The organism is Bradyrhizobium sp. USDA 4449, assembly GCF_054056275.1.
Genome location: NZ_JBSRYD010000001.1, coordinates 130,934 through 146,499, shown reverse-complemented (window position 1 = coordinate 146,499; position 15,566 = coordinate 130,934). Strand labels below are relative to the sequence as shown.

General features: G+C 63.1%; 16 protein-coding genes, 1 other RNA gene and 1 pseudogene. 10 read left to right on the top strand and 8 right to left on the bottom strand.

The window, feature by feature from the left end:
• Positions 1-35 precede the first annotated feature (35 nt).
• Complete coding sequence (locus ACVIIW_RS00720; protein ID WP_456698980.1) at positions 36-1,079, bottom strand: hypothetical protein; 1,044 nt, start codon at positions 1,077-1,079, stop codon at positions 36-38.
• A 164-nt stretch (positions 1,080-1,243) separates the two neighbouring features.
• On the opposite strand from ACVIIW_RS00720, the pseudogene ACVIIW_RS00715 reads away from it, so the two are divergent.
• Positions 1,244-1,717, top strand: a pseudogene (locus tag ACVIIW_RS00715) (IS3 family transposase); the annotation flags it as partial.
• A 525-nt stretch (positions 1,718-2,242) separates the two neighbouring features.
• Here ACVIIW_RS00715 and feoB read toward each other — a convergent pair.
• From feoB to ssrA, 7 genes are all read right to left on the bottom strand, one after another.
• On the bottom strand, positions 2,243-4,114 hold the full coding sequence (feoB, locus tag ACVIIW_RS00710; RefSeq protein WP_456698979.1) for a ferrous iron transporter B: 1,872 nt from the start codon (positions 4,112-4,114) through the stop codon (positions 2,243-2,245).
• Between the two features lie 24 nt (positions 4,115-4,138).
• Entirely contained in the window at positions 4,139-4,414 is a 276-nt protein-coding gene (locus tag ACVIIW_RS00705) for a FeoA family protein (protein WP_092228350.1), read from the bottom strand.
• 113 nt (positions 4,415-4,527) lie between these two features.
• Positions 4,528-4,782 carry a ribbon-helix-helix domain-containing protein gene (locus ACVIIW_RS00700; RefSeq protein WP_092228351.1) on the bottom strand — a complete coding sequence of 85 codons (255 nt, stop codon included), beginning with the start codon at positions 4,780-4,782 and terminating at the stop codon, positions 4,528-4,530.
• Positions 4,779-4,967, bottom strand: a complete 189-nt coding sequence (locus tag ACVIIW_RS00695) for a DUF4169 family protein (RefSeq protein WP_456698978.1) — start codon at positions 4,965-4,967, stop codon at positions 4,779-4,781. Before ACVIIW_RS00695 ends, ACVIIW_RS00700 begins: the two co-directional genes overlap by 4 nt.
• A 279-nt stretch (positions 4,968-5,246) precedes the next feature.
• Positions 5,247-6,674 (bottom strand): class II fumarate hydratase, encoded by a 1,428-nt coding sequence (gene fumC, locus ACVIIW_RS00690; RefSeq protein WP_456698977.1) that lies wholly within the window; start codon positions 6,672-6,674, stop codon positions 5,247-5,249.
• 89 nt (positions 6,675-6,763) lie between these two features.
• Positions 6,764-7,282, bottom strand: a complete 519-nt coding sequence (locus ACVIIW_RS00685) for an SspB family protein (RefSeq protein WP_456698976.1) — start codon at positions 7,280-7,282, stop codon at positions 6,764-6,766.
• A 111-nt stretch (positions 7,283-7,393) separates the two neighbouring features.
• Positions 7,394-7,762, bottom strand: a transfer-messenger RNA (tmRNA) gene (gene ssrA / locus ACVIIW_RS00680).
• 96 nt (positions 7,763-7,858) lie between these two features.
• Between ssrA and ACVIIW_RS00675 the strand changes: the two genes are divergently transcribed.
• The 9 genes from ACVIIW_RS00675 (at position 7,859) to hflC (ending at position 15,553) form a co-directional block, all read left to right on the top strand.
• On the top strand, positions 7,859-8,464 hold the full coding sequence (locus tag ACVIIW_RS00675; RefSeq protein WP_456698975.1) for a chromate transporter: 606 nt from the start codon (positions 7,859-7,861) through the stop codon (positions 8,462-8,464).
• The gene (locus tag ACVIIW_RS00670) at positions 8,461-8,991 is read left to right on the top strand and encodes a chromate transporter (RefSeq protein WP_456698974.1); all 531 of its coding nucleotides are present in this window, start codon (positions 8,461-8,463) and stop codon (positions 8,989-8,991) included. Before ACVIIW_RS00675 ends, ACVIIW_RS00670 begins: the two co-directional genes overlap by 4 nt.
• A 95-nt stretch (positions 8,992-9,086) precedes the next feature.
• Entirely contained in the window at positions 9,087-9,848 is a 762-nt protein-coding gene (locus ACVIIW_RS00665) for a tripartite tricarboxylate transporter TctB family protein (RefSeq protein WP_456698973.1), read from the top strand.
• A gap of 7 nt (positions 9,849-9,855) precedes the next feature.
• Positions 9,856-11,370 (top strand): tripartite tricarboxylate transporter permease, encoded by a 1,515-nt coding sequence (locus ACVIIW_RS00660; RefSeq protein WP_456698972.1) that lies wholly within the window; start codon positions 9,856-9,858, stop codon positions 11,368-11,370.
• A gap of 193 nt (positions 11,371-11,563) precedes the next feature.
• The gene (locus ACVIIW_RS00655) at positions 11,564-12,358 is read left to right on the top strand and encodes a thymidylate synthase (protein ID WP_456698971.1); all 795 of its coding nucleotides are present in this window, start codon (positions 11,564-11,566) and stop codon (positions 12,356-12,358) included.
• 5 nt (positions 12,359-12,363) lie between these two features.
• Complete coding sequence (locus ACVIIW_RS00650; protein WP_456698970.1) at positions 12,364-12,849, top strand: N-acetyltransferase family protein; 486 nt, start codon at positions 12,364-12,366, stop codon at positions 12,847-12,849.
• On the top strand, positions 12,849-13,364 hold the full coding sequence (locus tag ACVIIW_RS00645; protein ID WP_456698969.1) for a dihydrofolate reductase: 516 nt from the start codon (positions 12,849-12,851) through the stop codon (positions 13,362-13,364). Before ACVIIW_RS00650 ends, ACVIIW_RS00645 begins: the two co-directional genes overlap by 1 nt.
• Positions 13,365-13,523: 159 nt before the next feature.
• Complete coding sequence (gene hflK / locus ACVIIW_RS00640) at positions 13,524-14,660, top strand: FtsH protease activity modulator HflK (RefSeq protein ID WP_456698968.1); 1,137 nt, start codon at positions 13,524-13,526, stop codon at positions 14,658-14,660.
• Complete coding sequence (gene hflC / locus ACVIIW_RS00635) at positions 14,657-15,553, top strand: protease modulator HflC (protein ID WP_092228362.1); 897 nt, start codon at positions 14,657-14,659, stop codon at positions 15,551-15,553. Before hflK ends, hflC begins: the two co-directional genes overlap by 4 nt.
• Positions 15,554-15,566 lie beyond the last annotated feature (13 nt).

The window sequence follows — 15,566 nt, the reverse complement described above, 5'->3', positions numbered from 1 at the left end:
ACCCAATTCCGCTTGAGACAAGCATTTTGTTCCCTTTAGTCTGATTCAAGAGCGGTCGAGCGCTTGCGAGATTGAGCCGGTGCGGCGTCGGGCGCCGCTTCCGCGAACGCAAAGCTGAACGAACCAAATGCGTCGATGTTGGGCCGCTCGAGCAGATAGGCTCCTCGCCGGGATCCGATGATGACCAGCTGGTCGGCAGCCTCAGCAGCAACCCGCAGCGCGCGCCCGGTGTCGAGCAGACCCAAGGCGGCCTCGATCACCAGATTACGAAGAACCTCTTGGTCGCCGCAGCCGGCCGGGACTCGCTCGCCCGCGACGCCGATGAGCGTAAAACGAGGCGGCGAGAGCCGCATACCTTGGAGCATTTGGACGAGAGGCCCGGTATCGTAGAAGGGCAGATGCGCTGATGCCTCATTCAAGCGAAGAACCGCGCCTCGCCCCAGAACACTGGGAAATTGTTCGCAGACAGCGTCGCGTACGAGCAGAACCGGCCTTTCTTCTCCGCCGATAAGGGTCGTATGAGGACCGCGCCGATCCTTGAGATACACGCGTCTTTCAAAGGCATGTTTGCGGATCGTCTCGGCGATAAATGTCTCGATATCCTCATCGCAGTCTCCTTCCAGCCGCACCTGGGCGAGGCGCACTTTGCACGCCGAAGCCGCGTAGCACTCGCGATTCCTGTCGTGAAACGGCAGTAGCTCACGCAGATAGGTCGACGGGGACACGACGCCGGAAAAGAGCAGCGCCGGCGCCACTCCCGACGAATAGAATGCAAGACACGTCGGGCTGACCCCGCAACTCCGCTCGAAGCAATAAGCCGCCGCGGCATAAATGCCGGTCTCGAACGCCCGCTTGTCCGCTCGCGGCGACGTAAAGCTATTTAATTCGCTAAACAGATCCACATCCAGGATGTCGCGATAACCGTCCAACAGCTCTGCGACTGCAGGAATGTCTCGGCTTTCGCTTATCAGTTGCGCTCGCGCGTGGGCATCGGCGGGGAAGTAGGTACCTTCTTCACTAACAGTTAAACGCGTAAAATATAGACACGGCCGCCTTGCCACACCAACATCCGCAGACATTCATCTGTCCTTGTCGCCACCGCACGTCGCCTGATGCAACTAAAAATTGCATCACGTTTTAAGAGAGTCAAGTAACAAACACAATCTGAAGTGAGATCAAGAAATGAAGCTAGGCGAAAGTCGGATTTCTCATTCGATGAAGAGCGTGGTGTGCTTCAGTGAGTACCGACTTCACTTATGTCGCGACCTTGACCGGCTTCGTTTGTCGCCTTTGTCATCGACGCTCATGCCCACACGATCGTGGGCTGAAGGCCTCGCGCACGGCGCACGCGGGCTTCGTGCTCGATGCGTTGGAGCAGGCCCTGCACGATCGGCGGCTGGTCCATCGCGGCGGACTCGTGCACCATAATACGTATCCATTAAGTACACCGAGTGTCCGGCTGAAGCTGCTGTCGAGCCTTCTATCGGCAGTGTCGGAGATTCCTATGACAACGCTCTCGCCGAAACCATCAACGGCCTCTACAAGGCCGAGGTGATCCATCGGTGAGGGCCATGGCGCAGCTTCGAGGTTCGCCACCCTCGAATGGGTCGATTGGTTTAACAACCGCAGGCTCCTGGAGCCCGTCGGAAACATCCCACCGGTCGAAGCCGAGCAACGCTCCTACGCCATGCTGGAACAACCCGCCATGGCGGCATAACTTTAACCTAAATGGCCTCCGGCAAACCCGGCGCGGTTCACGATGTATCAATCTGCGGGCTGTGCCGAACGTATGGGGGGCAACTCCGCAAAGCAGATCGGACCTTCTCTAACTGGCGATGAGGCTTGAACGGCGAGGCTCGTCGATTCCGGCGAGCCTCGCGCGCGCCTCAATCGCAGGGTGGATAGGGGTAGTATCCACAGGCCCGGCGATAGCCAGCTCCCGCCGCTGCCGTGAACACGGCGACAGTCACGAACAGTCCAATCAGCTTGGTACGTCCACTCTCCCTAGGCAGGATGACGAGAAAACGTGACAGGCCGATGAGGTGGACCATTGACCGAATTCAAAGGTCGAAGTCTTCGGGTGGGCCGCACGTCGGCGGCGAGGGCGAACCTGCTGAGCGTTCCATGATGCCATCGTGCTCCTGTTTTGCCCGACGGGTCAACCGATTTTCCGAATTTTTGGGCTGTTCAACCCCCGTCTACTGTGCATGGGGTTGTTTTCGCAATTTTGCTTTGAGAGAGGCTAGCCCGCCCCTAACGCGACCGCGACGTTGTAGGTCAGAAGGCTCGCCGCATAGGCCAGCACCAGCATGTAGGCGAAGGTCGCCGCCATCCAGGTCCAGCTTCCGGTCTCGCGCCGGATCACGGCAAGTGTCGAGGCGCATTGCGGGGCAAAGATGTACCAGGCGAGCATCGACAGCGCGGTCGCGAGCGACCATTTCGTCGCCAGCACCTGGCCGATCTGCTCGGCCGCTTCCTTGCCGCCTTCGATCGCATAGACGGTGCCGAGCGCCGCGACCGCGACCTCGCGCGCCGCCATGCCCGGGATCAGCGCGACCGCGATCTGCCAGTTGAATCCGACCGGGTGAAGCAGCGGCTCGATCGCCTTGCCGATCATGGCGGCCAGGCTGAAGTCGATCGCGGGTTCCGTCGCACCCGCCGGCGGCTGCGGGAACGAGGCCAGGAACCAGATCAGCACCATCATCGAGAAGATCGTGGTGCCGGCGCGGTGCAGGAACATCTTGGCGCGCGTGTAGACGCCGATCGCGATCGATTTCGGCCGCGGCATCTTGTAGTCCGGCAGCTCAAGCATGAACGGCGCCGGCGCGTAGTCGCGCAGCATGAAGAATTTGATGAGGAACGAGACCGCCAACGCGCTGATGATGCCGGTGGCATAGAGGCCGAACATCACGAGGCCCTGCAGGTTGACGAAGCCCCAGACGTCCTTGGCCGGAATGAAGGCGGAGATGATCAGCGTGTAGACGGGGATGCGCGCCGAGCAGGTCATCAGGGGCGCGATCAGGATCGTGGTCAGCCGGTCGCGCTTGTCGTCGATCACGCGCGTGGCCATGATGCCGGGAATGGCGCAGGCAAAGCTCGACAGCAGCGGAATGAACGCGCGGCCGTGCAGCCCTGCGCCGCCCATGATGCGGTCCATCAGGAACGCGGCGCGCGCCATGTAGCCGAAATCTTCCAGCAGCAGGATGAACAGGAAGATGATGATGATCTGCGGCAGGAACACGATGACGCTGCCGACGCCCGAGATCACGCCGTTCTGGAGGAAGCTCTGCAACAGGCCCGCGGGCAGGCTGGCATGCACCAACTCGCCGAGCGTATCGAAGCCGGACTGCAGCAACTCCATCAGCGGCTGCGCCCAGGCGAACACCGCCTGGAACATCACGAACAGGATCGCCGCAAGTACGATGAGCCCGCCGACCGGATGCAGCACGATTGCATCGATCCGCGCGGTCCAGGTGTCGGGGCGAGCAGGCAGGCTGACGCAATCGGAGATGATCCGATCGGCCTCGCGCTGGGTGGCGCGCAATTCGGCGACGCTGAGCGCCCGCCAGGTGTTTTCGGCCGGCTCGGCGGCGAGCTTGGCCGAGATCTCGTCGGTCAGCGCCAGCAGGTCGGCGGTGCCGCCCTTGCGCACCGCGATCGAGGTGACGACGGGCACGCCGAGCTCCTTGGCGAGCCTGTCGACGTCGACCGAGATGCCGCGGCGGCTTGCGATGTCGAACATGTTCAGCACGAGGATCATCGGCCGCCCGGTGCGCTTGAGCTCGAGCAGCAGGCGGAAGGTCAGGCGCAGATTGGTGCTATCGGCCACGCACAGCACGAGGTCGGGCAGGGTCTCGCCAGAGGCCTTGCCGAGCACGAAGTCGCGGGTGATCTCCTCGTCCGGGCTGCGGCCGCGCAGCGAATAGGTGCCGGGCAGGTCGACGACGGAGACCTGGCGTCCCTGCGGGGTGACGAAGAAGCCTTCCTTGCGCTCGACGGTGACGCCGGGATAGTTGGCGACCTTCTGCCGGCTGCCGGTCAGGGCATTGAACAGCGAGGTCTTGCCGCTGTTTGGCGTGCCCACCAGGGCGAGATGCAGAAGGGGTAATTCCATGGAAACAAATATCCGGCCGCGATCTCAGGCGACGATGATGGCCATGGCTTCGCGGCGGCGCACCGCGATGGTGATGTTGTCGACCCGCACGGCGATCGGGTCGCGCCCGACCAGCCCCTCATGCAGGACCTCGACCCGGGCGCCCTCGACGAAACCGAGTTCGATCAGCCGGCTCTCGAGCTCGATGTCCGTGAGCGCCGAACCCGCATCCTTGGCGGAGAGGTGCTGAATGACGCCGGTATAGCCGCGCTGGGCCAGGCCCAGCGGCATCTCGCGGCGCGTATCGTGGATGTCGGTCATGCCCTGTATTTTCAACGCAGGGCATCGAGGTCAAGCGCGCGCGCCCGTGGAAACTGCACCTTAGAGCGATTTTAAAGTGCAGATCACGGAGGCGTGGGCAAAGCGCCCCAGGGCTACTGGGCCGGGACCTTTTCCTGCTGGATCGCGGCCATCGCGCGGCTCTTGAAATAGTCGAGCACGAACAGGCGGATCGCCGAGGACAGATTGCCCTGCTGGCGGGCGCCGTCGATTTCACCGACGAGCTCGGACAGCGTCATGTTGCGCAGACCCGAGATCTCCTTCATGCCGTTCCAGAACGCCTCTTCCAGGCTGACGCTGGTCTTGTGGCCGGCGACCACGATCGAACGTTTCACGACGGGCGACTTCATGGCTGCTCCTCGCGATCGATCCGATGCCGGTCCAAATGCGCCTTCGCCTGGTCCGCCTGCTTCGCCTCCGACGAACGCTCGGCCTTCGTGCGGCCGAACTTCGTTCGGTTGGCGTCCGCCTGCTTCGCCGACGCTTCCCGCTCGGCGCGCTTCCTGAAACGATTCAGGTTGATGACGTTCCCCATGCCGCGTCTCCATCATCCGATCCTCCTCGGGCAGGATGAAACTTCCAGAAACAGGGCGCCGCGTTGCGCCCCACAGGACTTGATCGTCATTCGCTGGTCCTCGTCAATCGGCCTCGCGGCCATCAAACGATGAATTTCGCCCCGTCAAGGGCACAGGGCGCTTTGCGTAGCACGGGCCTCCGTCGCCGCATTGACGGTAATCAAATCCTGTGCCTTAAGCCTCATAATTATGAGCCTTGAGGCTCCGTATCATTACGGATGACTATCGGAATTCGGAATTCATCCCGGACGCGTCATCTTCTCCGGCTGCACCAGACGGTCGAATTCGTCCGCCGAGACGAAGCCAAGCCGCAGCGCCTCCTCCTTCAGCGTGGTGCCGTTGGCATGCGCAGTCTTTGCCACCTTGGCGGCGTTGTCGTAGCCGATCTTCGGCGCCAGTGCGGTCACCAGCATCAACGAACGCTCCATCAGCTCCTTGATGTGGTTTTCATCGGCGCGGATGCCGCTGACGCAATGTTCGGTGAAGGAGCGCGCAGCGTCGGCCATCAGGCGGATCGAGTGCAGCATGTTGTAGGCGAGCACGGGCTTGTAGACGTTGAGCTCGAAATGGCCCTGGCTGCCGGCGACCGTGATCGCGGTGTGATTGCCGAACACCTGGCAGCACACCATGGTCATCGCCTCGCATTGCGTCGGATTGACCTTGCCCGGCATGATCGACGAGCCCGGCTCGTTCTCCGGCAGGATCAATTCGCCGAGGCCCGAGCGCGGGCCCGATCCGAGCAGGCGGATGTCATTGGCGATCTTGAACAGGCCCGTGGCGACGGAATTGATGGCGCCGTGCGCCAGCACATAGGCATCGTTCGAGGCCAGCGCCTCGAATTTGTTGGCGGCACTGGTGAAGGGCAGTCTGGTTATCTTTGCAACGTGCTTGGCGAACAGCTTTGCGAAGCGCGGCTTGGAGTTGAGGCCAGTGCCGACGGCGGTGCCGCCCTGCGCCAGAGGGTAGAGATCCTTCACCGCGACCTTCAGCCGCGCGATGCCGCTTTCGACTTGCGCGGCATAGCCTGAAAATTCCTGGCCCAGCGTCAGCGGCGTCGCATCCTGGGTGTGGGTGCGGCCGATCTTCACGATCTTCGCGAACTCCTTCTCCTTCTTGCGCAGCGCGCGGTGCAACTCGCCGAGCGCGGGGACGAGATCGGCATTGATGCGGCTTGCGGCCGCGATGTGCATCGCGGTCGGGAAGGAGTCGTTCGACGACTGGCTCATGTTGACGTGGTCGTTGGGATGCACCGGCTTCTTGGTGCCGAGCTCGCCCCCGAGCAGTTGGTTGGCCCGGTTGGCGATGACCTCGTTGAGGTTCATGTTGCTCTGGGTGCCCGATCCGGTCTGCCACACGACCAGTGGGAAGTGATCGTCGAGCTTGCCGTCGATCACCTCGTGCGCGGCGCGGATGATGGCGTTGGCGCGGCGCCTGTCGAGCAGGCCGAGCTCGAGATTGGACTGTGCCGCCGCCAGCTTGACGATGCCGAGCGCATGCACGAGCGCGATCGGCATGCGATCGATGCCGATGCGGAAATTCTGGCGCGAGCGTTCGGTCTGCGCCCCCCAATAGCGATCGGCGGGGACCTCGATCGGACCAAAACTGTCGGTCTCGATGCGGGTCACAGGGCGGGCAGTCTTCGCAGCTTTGGCCATGAGCACATCCATTCTGCCGCCCGAAACGCCGCGCGGCCTCTTGATATGCTCATCTATATAGGGAGTTTGGCCGGGCGCGATGGCCTCGCGGCCAACCTAGATCATTTCTTGCGGAAACGATCGAGCCGCACGACTTCGGCGCCGCCCTGGTTCGGCGGCGACGGCTCTTCGGAGGTCGCCGTCGGCTCAGCGGCAGGCGCAGGCACCGTGACGGCGGACGGGGCAGGAGCGGTCGGCAAAGTCTCGTCCGCGATCGCGCCGACATCGGAAACATCGAACTCGGCGCCAAACTTCACCGACGGGTCAAGGAAGCTCTTGATGGCGCTGAACGGCACCACGAGCCGCTCCGGGATTCCGCCAAAGGACAGACCGACCTCGAAGCGGTCCTCGAGCACGGTCAGGTCCCAGAACTGGTGCTGGAGGATGATCGTCATCTCTTCGGGATATTGCGCCAGCAGCCGCGGCGAGATCTTCACGCCGTCGGCCTTCGACACGAAGGTGATGAAGAAATGATGCTCGCCCGGCAGTCCATGGGCCGCGGCATCAGTCAGCACCTTGCGCAGCACGCCGCGCAGCGCGTCGCGTGTCAGCACATCGTATCGTATATGATCGGTCGCCATGGTGGTCCTGTTGCATTCCTGGAGGCGGGCTCTGCAGGCCCGACTCGCCAGGCAATAGTACCGCGCCTGACGGGCCGGCAGGAGTCCCCGCCGCGAAGGAAATCAGAGGTAAGTGGAGGCTTCTGTTGCCAGGTGCCTCCGAACCCCGCCTAACGGAGCTTAACCCGTTAGGACTTTAAGATGGTCTTTCAAACTGCGTTACGCAGCCTGAGCAACCGGAGCAAAGTTGTCGTTGGCAACTATTGCAGTAGCCCGATAACGGCGGAACAATACCGGGAAAAAGCACGCCCTTTACGCCCTCGTCGATCCTATTTCGCCCCCGCCGAAGCTCACACCGGACGGGCCGGAGCCCAATGAGCTTTGGTGGAGGCGCCGGGTACCGCCCCCGGGTCCGAATGGTTTATTGCGACGACCGTTTATTTCCATAGCCGGCGAACCGGCTCCCCCAATATAGGGGGCAAAGGTTTCAAAAAACAGGGGTTTCGAGCGAAGAGGACGCGGTTCCCTTTGGATAGGTCCGGGATGATCCCAGGACTGCTCTTGGCCGCCCTGCGGGAGGCGTTCTAAGCTCCTGACATGTCCACGGATTCAGCGCCGGCCGCCCAAGAGCCGGACCGTCTCACCACCCAGGCCGCGCAGCCGGGCCTGGCGGCACTGTTCCTGGCCTTTGCCCGGATGTCGCTAGCCGGTTTCGGCGGCGTCCTGGTGTTTGCCCGGCATGCCATCGTCGACCAGCACCGCTGGATGACCGCGGAGGAGTTCAACGAGACGTTTGCGCTCTGCCATTTCCTGCCCGGGCCCAACATCGTCAATCTATCGATGGTGTTCGGGTCGCGGCTGCGCGGCATCGCCGGCGGCGTTGCAGCCTTCACGGGGCTGTTGCTGCCGCCGACGCTGATCATGACCGTGCTCGCGATCATCTATGCCCGGTTCGGCGATGTGGAGGTGCTGCGTCGTATTCTCGCAGGCATTTCCTGTGCGGCGGTTGGCCTCTTGATCGCCCTGGTCTTCCGGATGATGACGCCGCTGCTCAAGCGGATGGACGTGGTCGTGCTCGTCCTGATGCTCGGCGTGTTCACGGCCATCGGCGTTCTTCACTGGCCGCTGCAGGGGGTGCTGCTGGTCGCGGTCCCGCTCAGCATCGGCGCCACCTATTTGATGCGACGGAAGGTAGCAGCATGAGCAGCGAGAACCCGATCTGGGCGCTGATCTCCACCTTTGGACTCATGTCGCTGTTCGCGGTCGGCGGTGCTGCGGCGGCGGTGCCCGAGATGCACCGCATCGCGGTCGAGGTGCATCACTGGATGACCGACAAGCAGTTCGCCGATGCCTATGCGATTGCGCAACTCTCGCCAGGTCCGAACGTCCTTATCGTCACGTTGATCGGCTATGCCGTTGCCGGCATTCCCGGCGCGCTGGCGGCGACGCTGGCGATGTGCCTGCCGACGGCGCTGCTTGCCTACCATGTCAGCCGGCTCCTCAACCGGCCGAGCCAGTCGCGCTGGCCCGCGCTGATCCAGGCTGCTCTGGTTCCGCTGTCGATCGGATTGATGGCAGCGAGTGCCCTGATCCTCACGCAGTCGACTGATCGCACCATTGCCGCAGCGCTTCTGACTGCGACGGTTGCATTGATCGCCTCCGTCTCGCGCGTCAATCCGCTATGGCTTCTGCTCGCGGGAGGCATGTTGGGTTTTGCTGGTATTGTGTGATGAAAATCGCTAGGCAATGAACCGGGGGCCGGGATCCATTTCCAGCCGATTAGAACAACAGTGCTCGTGACTTGCGGGTCGCGGAGGAGACATGCATGGCCGATGCAATGGGCCACTCGGCAACAGCCACAAGAAGCACATCTGTGGCCATCGGATTCTGTGTGCTGGCCATAGCGCCGCAGATTTTTGAACTGATCTGGTCGTTCGGGACGATCTTCGGCTGGGGTGCCGGCCGCGGTCCGCTACAAGTCGTGGCTGCACATGCGGGGGCGCTGGTCGCTGGCGCCCCGGCTGCGTTGCTCGGCGCGGCCGGCGGCGACGCCAAAAAGGCGTCATCGGATGTGCTGTTGGCTCTGATCTACTCCTATCCGCTGTTCGCGGTGGCGATCCTCACGCTGTTCATGACGATCCGGTCGGCACAGGATTATGTGGGCGGGATCGTCCTGATGGCGCTCGCGCTGTTCGCGTTGTGGGCCTCCAGCGATTTGCAGGGGATGCGAGGCTTCTCCTTTGGCGCCGGCACGGCGCCCCGGATGTTCGGTGGGCTTCTCGTCGCGCTTGGTGCCGGCATCGCGTTGACGGGGCTGTTGTCCGATGGACCTGCGATGGCGCATTATTCCTGGCGTGGGCCGCTGTTCGTGATGGCCTCGATCGTCTTCTTCGCCCTCGCGATCCGTCCGCTTGGCGTCGTGGTGGCGGCGTTCGTGAGCTTCCTGATTGCGGCGATGGGCACGCATGAGACGCGCTGGATCGAGACCATCATCGTCGGCGCCTGCCTGACACTCGGCTGCGCGCTTCTCTTCCCCTACGTGCTCGGCCTGCCGATGCCGATGTTCCCGCGTTTCCTGGCCCAGTGAGGGTGTTATGGATCTCTTCGCCAACCTCGCTCACGGGTTTGTCGTCGCATTCTCTCCGATCAATCTCCTGATGTGCCTGATCGGCGCGCTCGTGGGCACGCTGGTCGGTGTGCTGCCGGGCATCGGCACCATTGCGACCGTCGCGATGCTGCTGCCGATCACCTTCGGACTGCCGCCGGTCGGTGCACTGATCATGCTCGCCGGCATCTATTACGGCGCCCAGTATGGCGGCTCGACCACCTCGATCCTGGTCAACATCCCGGGTGAGGCGACATCGGTGGTCACCGCGATCGACGGGCACCAGATGGCCAAGCAGGGCCGCGCCGGTCCGGCGCTGGCGATCGCCGCGATCGGCTCGTTCTTCGCCGGCTGCGTCGCAACCGTGCTCATCGCCGTGCTTGGTGCGCCGCTGACCAAGCTCGCGCTCGCGTTCGGTCCCGCTGAATATTTCTCGCTGATGGTGCTTGGCCTGATCTTCGCCGTCGTGCTCGCCAAGGGCTCGGTGCTGAAGGCGATCGCGATGATCGTGTTCGGCCTTCTGCTGTCGATGGTCGGCTCGGACATCGAGACCGGCGCCTCGCGCATGGCCTTCAACATTCCAGAACTCGCCGATGGTCTTGGCTTCGCAACGGTGGCAATGGGCGTGTTCGGCTTTGCCGAGATCATCCGCAACCTCGACGCCGGCGCGGAGATGAACCGCGATCTCGTGCAGCAGAAGATCACCGGCCTGATGCCGACCAGGAAGGACCTGATCGACTCGACGCCTGCGGTCCTGCGCGGCACCGTGCTCGGCTCGATCCTCGGCATTCTTCCGGGCGGCGGCGCCGTCATCGCCTCGTTCGCCGCCTACACGCTCGAGAAGAAGCTTGCCAAGAACCCATCGCGGTTCGGCCGCGGTGCGATCGAGGGCGTGGCTGCGCCGGAAAGCGCCAACAACGCGGCCGCTCAGACCTCCTTCATCCCGCTGCTGACGCTCGGCATCCCGCCCAACGCGGTGATGGCGCTGATGGTGGGCGCGATGACAATTCATGGCATCGTGCCGGGCCCGCAGGTGATGCAGAAGCAGCCTGATCTGGTCTGGGGCATGATCGCCTCGATGTGGATCGGCAACCTGATGCTGATCATCATCAACCTGCCGCTGGTCGGCATCTGGGTCCGCCTGCTGCGTGTGCCCTACCGGCTGATGTTTCCCTCGATCGTGATCTTCTGCGCGATCGGCATCTACTCGGTGAACAACGCGCCGGTCGACGTCATCCTCGCAGGCGTCTTCGGTCTCGTCGGCTACTGGCTGATCAAGCACGATTTCGAACCGGCGCCGCTGCTGCTCGGCATGGTGCTCGGACCGTTGATGGAAGAGAACCTGCGCCGCGCGCTGCTGATCTCGCGTGGTGACTGGAGCGTGTTCCTGACCCGACCGCTCTCCGCCGCGCTGCTCGCGATCGCGACATTCCTGCTCGTGCTGACGTTGCTGCCCATGCTGCGTGCCAAGCGCGACGAGGTGTTTACCGAATCCGAGAATTGAGCGCGTCGCAACAAGCGACTTAACCAGCTAGATCAAGCCGATAGGCGAGGGGCGAGAGGTGAGTTCCGCCCCTTGTCATTGGCGCCGGGAGCTCTCACTTTTCGGGGTATAATCGGCGCGACCAGCGAATCGCCGCTGTCACAGCGCGGGGGTGGCCGTTAAGTTCGCCGCCTCCCCAAAGGCTCATTGGCACATGCACCAGTATCAGGACCTGCTCGAGCGGATTCTTTCAGACGGCGCCGAGAAGACCGACCGGACCGGCACCGGCACGTTGTCGGTGTTCGGCCATCAGATGCGCTTCAATCTGTCCGCCGGCTTCCCCATGCTCACCACCAAGCGGCTGCCGCTGAAGGCGATCGTGCATGAGCTGTTGTGGTTCCTGAAGGGCGACACCAACATCAAGTATCTCAAGGACAACGGCGTCACCATCTGGGACGAGTGGGCGGACGCCAATGGCGATCTCGGCCCGGTCTACGGCCATCAATGGCGCTCCTGGCCCGCGCCGGACGGACGCAGCATCGACCAGATCTCCAATGTCGTCGACATGATCAAGCGCAACCCGGACTCGCGCCGCCTGATCGTCTCGGCCTGGAATCCGGCCGAAGTCGACAAGATGGCGCTGCCGCCGTGTCACTGCCTGTTCCAGTTCTACGTCGCCAACGGCAAGCTCTCGTGCCAGCTCTATCAGCGTTCGGCCGACGTGTTCCTCGGCGTGCCCTTCAACATCGCCTCCTATGCGCTGCTCACCATGATGGTTGCGCAGGTCACGGGCCTGAAGCCCGGCGACTTCGTGCATTCGTTCGGCGACACCCATCTCTACTCCAATCATCTGGAGCAGGCGCGGCTCCAGCTCACCCGCGCGCCGCGCGCGCTGCCGGTGATGCGGATCAATCCTGATGTGAAGGACATCTTCTCCTTCCGTTACGAGGATTTCGAACTCGTCGGCTACGACCCGCATCCGCACATCAAGGCGGAAGTCGCGGTCTAGCGCCGATGTCGCTCAGCATCCGCCGCGCGCGCCCTGGCGAAGCCGGGCTCGTTCTTGATTTCGTCCGTGAGCTTGCCGAATACGAAAAGCTCTCGCATGAACTCGAGGCGACCGAGGCTGACATTGCGGCCGCCTTGTTCGGCAGCGATCCCAGGCTGTTTTGTGCGATTGCCTGCTGGAACGGCGAGCCGGTCGGCTTTGCGGTGTGGTTCCTGAATTTCTCCACCTTCAGCGGCCGCCACGGCATCTATCTCGAAGATTTGTATGTGCGGCCGTCGCATCGCGCCAAGGGCCTCGGCAAGGCGCTGCTGATCTATCTCGCGAAGGAATGCATCGACAACGGCTGGTCGCGCCTGCAATGGGCGGTGCTCGACTGGAATGGGCCGTCGATCGCATTCTACAGGTCGCTTGGCGCCGTGATGCTGGATGACTGGACGCTGTGCCGCGTCTCTGGTTCAGCGCTCACGCGTCTTGCGGGGAGCGCCCTCTGATGGAGATCGTCTTCGTCGTCGCGATTGCGGAGAACGGCATCATCGGCGCCGGCAACGCGCTGCCGTGGCGGTTGAAATCCGATATGGCGCGCTTCAAGGCGCTCACCATCGGCAAACCCGTGATCATGGGCCGCAAGACCTTCGAATCCTTGCCCGGGCGTCGGCCGCTTGCGAACCGCACCAACATCGTGATCACGCGCGATGCGGACTATCGCGCCGCCGGCGCCATCGTCGTGACGTCGGCTGCGGCCGCTGCTTCAGTTGCGCTTGGTGACGCCCTGCGGCGTTCAGCCGCTGAAATCGCCGTGATTGGCGGTGCCGAAATCTTCCGGCAATGGCTCGATCGTGCCGACCGCCTCGAGATCACAGAGGTGCATGCGAGGCCGGACGGCGACACGCATTTCGACGTCGACAAGGCGCAGTGGGAGGAAACAGAGCGCCTCCGCCACCCGGCCGGTCCCCAGGATAGTGCCGCCTTCTCCTATGTGACATATCGTCGGCGGCCGTCTCATTAACTCCATTCGCCAATGTTTACATTGACTTTTCCGCCCCCGAGCATAGCTCGTGGGACGGTCAGGCTTGCGTTGTAAGGGTCCTTTCGGTCCCCTATAAAGCCGGTCCGGACAATGCCGGCCGGGCAAGTTCTAGTCCCGGTCTGCCGAGGAGAGCGTCGAATGCCGTGGAAGAATCAGGGCGGTGGCCCATGGGGCTCGGGTCCGAAAGGACCGTGGGGCTCAGGCCCGCAACCGGTCGGGCCGAGGCCGCCGGATCTGGAGGACCTTCTGCGGCGCGGCCAGGACCGGCTCCAGCAGATCATGCCAGGTGGCTATTTCTCGGGCATCGGCATCACGCTGATCCTGCTCATCATCGTCGCACTCTGGCTGCTGTCGGGCTTCTTCCGCGTGCAGTCGGAGGAGCAGGGTGTCGTGCTGCGTTTCGGCAAGCACGTCCGCACCGTCGATCCGGGCCTCAATTATCATTTGCCCTATCCGATCGAGACCGTGTTGCTGCCGAAGGCGCTGCGCGTATCCACCATTTCCATCGGCATGACGCTGATCGACGATCCCGCCCGCCGCGGCCGGTCGATCCGTGACGTGCCGGAAGAGAGTCTGATGCTGACCGGCGACGAGAACATCGTCGACGTCGACTTCACCGTGCTCTGGCGCATCAAGCCCAACGGCGTCGGCAATTTCCTGTTCAACATCCAGAACCCCGAGGGCACCGTGAAGGCGGTCGCCGAGAGCGCGATGCGCGAGGTGATCGGCCGCTCCGACATCCAGCCGATCCTGACCGGCGCGCGGACGCAGACCGAGACCACCGTGCAGGATTTGATGCAGAAGACGCTCGACGGCTATGGCGCCGGCATCCAGATCACCCAGGTGCAGATGCAGAAGGTCGATCCGCCGGCGCAGGTGATCGATGCGTTCCGTGACGTGCAGGCGGCTCGTGCCAATCTCGAGCAGTTGCAAAACGAAGCGCAGACCTATGCCAACAAGGTCGTGCCTGAAGCGCGCGGCAACGCGGCGCGCATCCTGCAGGCGGCCGAGGGCTACAAGGAGCAGGCGGTCGCCGAGGCCAAGGGCCAGAGCGCGCGCTTCCTGAAAGTGTACGAGGAATACAAGAAGGCGCCGGACGTGACGCGTGAACGGATCTATCTGGAGACGATGGAGCGCGTGCTCGGCGGCTCGGACAAGCTGATCTACGACGGCGGCTCCTCGGGCCAGGGCGTCGTGCCTTATCTGCCGCTCAGCGAATTGTCGACCAAGAAGCCCACGACGGCAGGCCAGCTGCCGAGCGGAGGCGCAAGATGAGGTCTCCCGTTACAGGCATCGTCGCGCTGCTTGCGGCGCTCCTGGTCGTGATCGTCGGCTACATGTCGTTGTTTACCGTGCAGCAGACCGAGCAGACCATCGTGCTGCAATTCGGCGCGCCGGTGGACGTCGTCACCGACCCCGGGCTGCACTTCAAGGCGCCCTGGAACTCCGTGATCAACATCGACAAGCGGATCCTCGACCTGGAGAACCCCTCGCAGGAGGTCATTGCCTCCGATCAGAAGCGGCTCGTGGTCGACGCCTTTGCGCGCTATCGCATCAAGGATGCGTTGCGTTTCTATCAGAGTGTCGGCTCGATCCAGGCCGCAAACCTCCAGCTCACCTCGCTCTTGAATGCGGCGCTGCGCCGTGTGCTGGGCGAAGTCAGTTTCATCACCGTGGTGCGTGATGAACGCGAGAAGCTGATGGGACGCATCCGCGAGCAGCTCGACCGCGAGGCGGGCGGTTACGGCATCGAGGTCGTCGACGTCCGTATTCGCCGCGCCGATCTGCCGGAGCAGAACAGCCAGGCGGTGTACGACCGGATGAAGTCCGAGCGGCAGCGCGAAGCCGCAGAATTCCGCGCGCAGGGCGGCCAGAAAGCGCAGGAAATCCGCTCCAAGGCCGACCGCGATGTGACGGTGATCATTGCCGACGCGAACTCCCAGGCCGAGCAGACGCGCGGCGTGGGTGACGCAGAGCGCAACCGTCTCTTTGCCGAAGCCTATGGCAAGGATGCTGACTTCTTTGCCTTCTACCGGTCGATGACAGCCTATGAAAGCGGGCTGAAGTCCAGCGATACCCGCTATTTGCTGCGGCCGGACTCGGATTTCTTCCGGTATTTTGGTAACCCGTCCGGCAAGACAGCGGCCGAAACGCCGGCAAAACCGTAAGCTAGACGAGGGC

What these genes read in the sequence shown, in the direction of transcription:
- hflK (WP_456698968.1), top strand. Translation starts at nt 13,524, where the DNA reads ATGCCGTGGAAGAATCAGGGCGGTGGCCCATGGGGCTCGGGTCCGAAA.
- ACVIIW_RS00700 (WP_092228351.1), bottom strand. Translation starts at nt 4,782, where the DNA reads ATGAAGTCGCCCGTCGTGAAACGTTCGATCGTGGTCGCCGGCCACAAG.
- ACVIIW_RS00695 (WP_456698978.1), bottom strand. Translation starts at nt 4,967, where the DNA reads ATGGGGAACGTCATCAACCTGAATCGTTTCAGGAAGCGCGCCGAGCGG.
- ACVIIW_RS00705 (WP_092228350.1), bottom strand. Translation starts at nt 4,414, where the DNA reads ATGACCGACATCCACGATACGCGCCGCGAGATGCCGCTGGGCCTGGCC.
- ACVIIW_RS00645 (WP_456698969.1), top strand. Translation starts at nt 12,849, where the DNA reads ATGGAGATCGTCTTCGTCGTCGCGATTGCGGAGAACGGCATCATCGGC.
- ACVIIW_RS00720 (WP_456698980.1), bottom strand. Translation starts at nt 1,079, where the DNA reads ATGTCTGCGGATGTTGGTGTGGCAAGGCGGCCGTGTCTATATTTTACG.
- ACVIIW_RS00665 (WP_456698973.1), top strand. Translation starts at nt 9,087, where the DNA reads ATGGCCGATGCAATGGGCCACTCGGCAACAGCCACAAGAAGCACATCT.
- ACVIIW_RS00685 (WP_456698976.1), bottom strand. Translation starts at nt 7,282, where the DNA reads ATGGCGACCGATCATATACGATACGATGTGCTGACACGCGACGCGCTG.
- hflC (WP_092228362.1), top strand. Translation starts at nt 14,657, where the DNA reads ATGAGGTCTCCCGTTACAGGCATCGTCGCGCTGCTTGCGGCGCTCCTG.
- ACVIIW_RS00655 (WP_456698971.1), top strand. Translation starts at nt 11,564, where the DNA reads ATGCACCAGTATCAGGACCTGCTCGAGCGGATTCTTTCAGACGGCGCC.
- ACVIIW_RS00650 (WP_456698970.1), top strand. Translation starts at nt 12,364, where the DNA reads ATGTCGCTCAGCATCCGCCGCGCGCGCCCTGGCGAAGCCGGGCTCGTT.
- fumC (WP_456698977.1), bottom strand. Translation starts at nt 6,674, where the DNA reads ATGGATGTGCTCATGGCCAAAGCTGCGAAGACTGCCCGCCCTGTGACC.
- ACVIIW_RS00670 (WP_456698974.1), top strand. Translation starts at nt 8,461, where the DNA reads ATGAGCAGCGAGAACCCGATCTGGGCGCTGATCTCCACCTTTGGACTC.
- ACVIIW_RS00660 (WP_456698972.1), top strand. Translation starts at nt 9,856, where the DNA reads ATGGATCTCTTCGCCAACCTCGCTCACGGGTTTGTCGTCGCATTCTCT.
- ACVIIW_RS00675 (WP_456698975.1), top strand. Translation starts at nt 7,859, where the DNA reads ATGTCCACGGATTCAGCGCCGGCCGCCCAAGAGCCGGACCGTCTCACC.
- feoB (WP_456698979.1), bottom strand. Translation starts at nt 4,114, where the DNA reads ATGGAATTACCCCTTCTGCATCTCGCCCTGGTGGGCACGCCAAACAGC.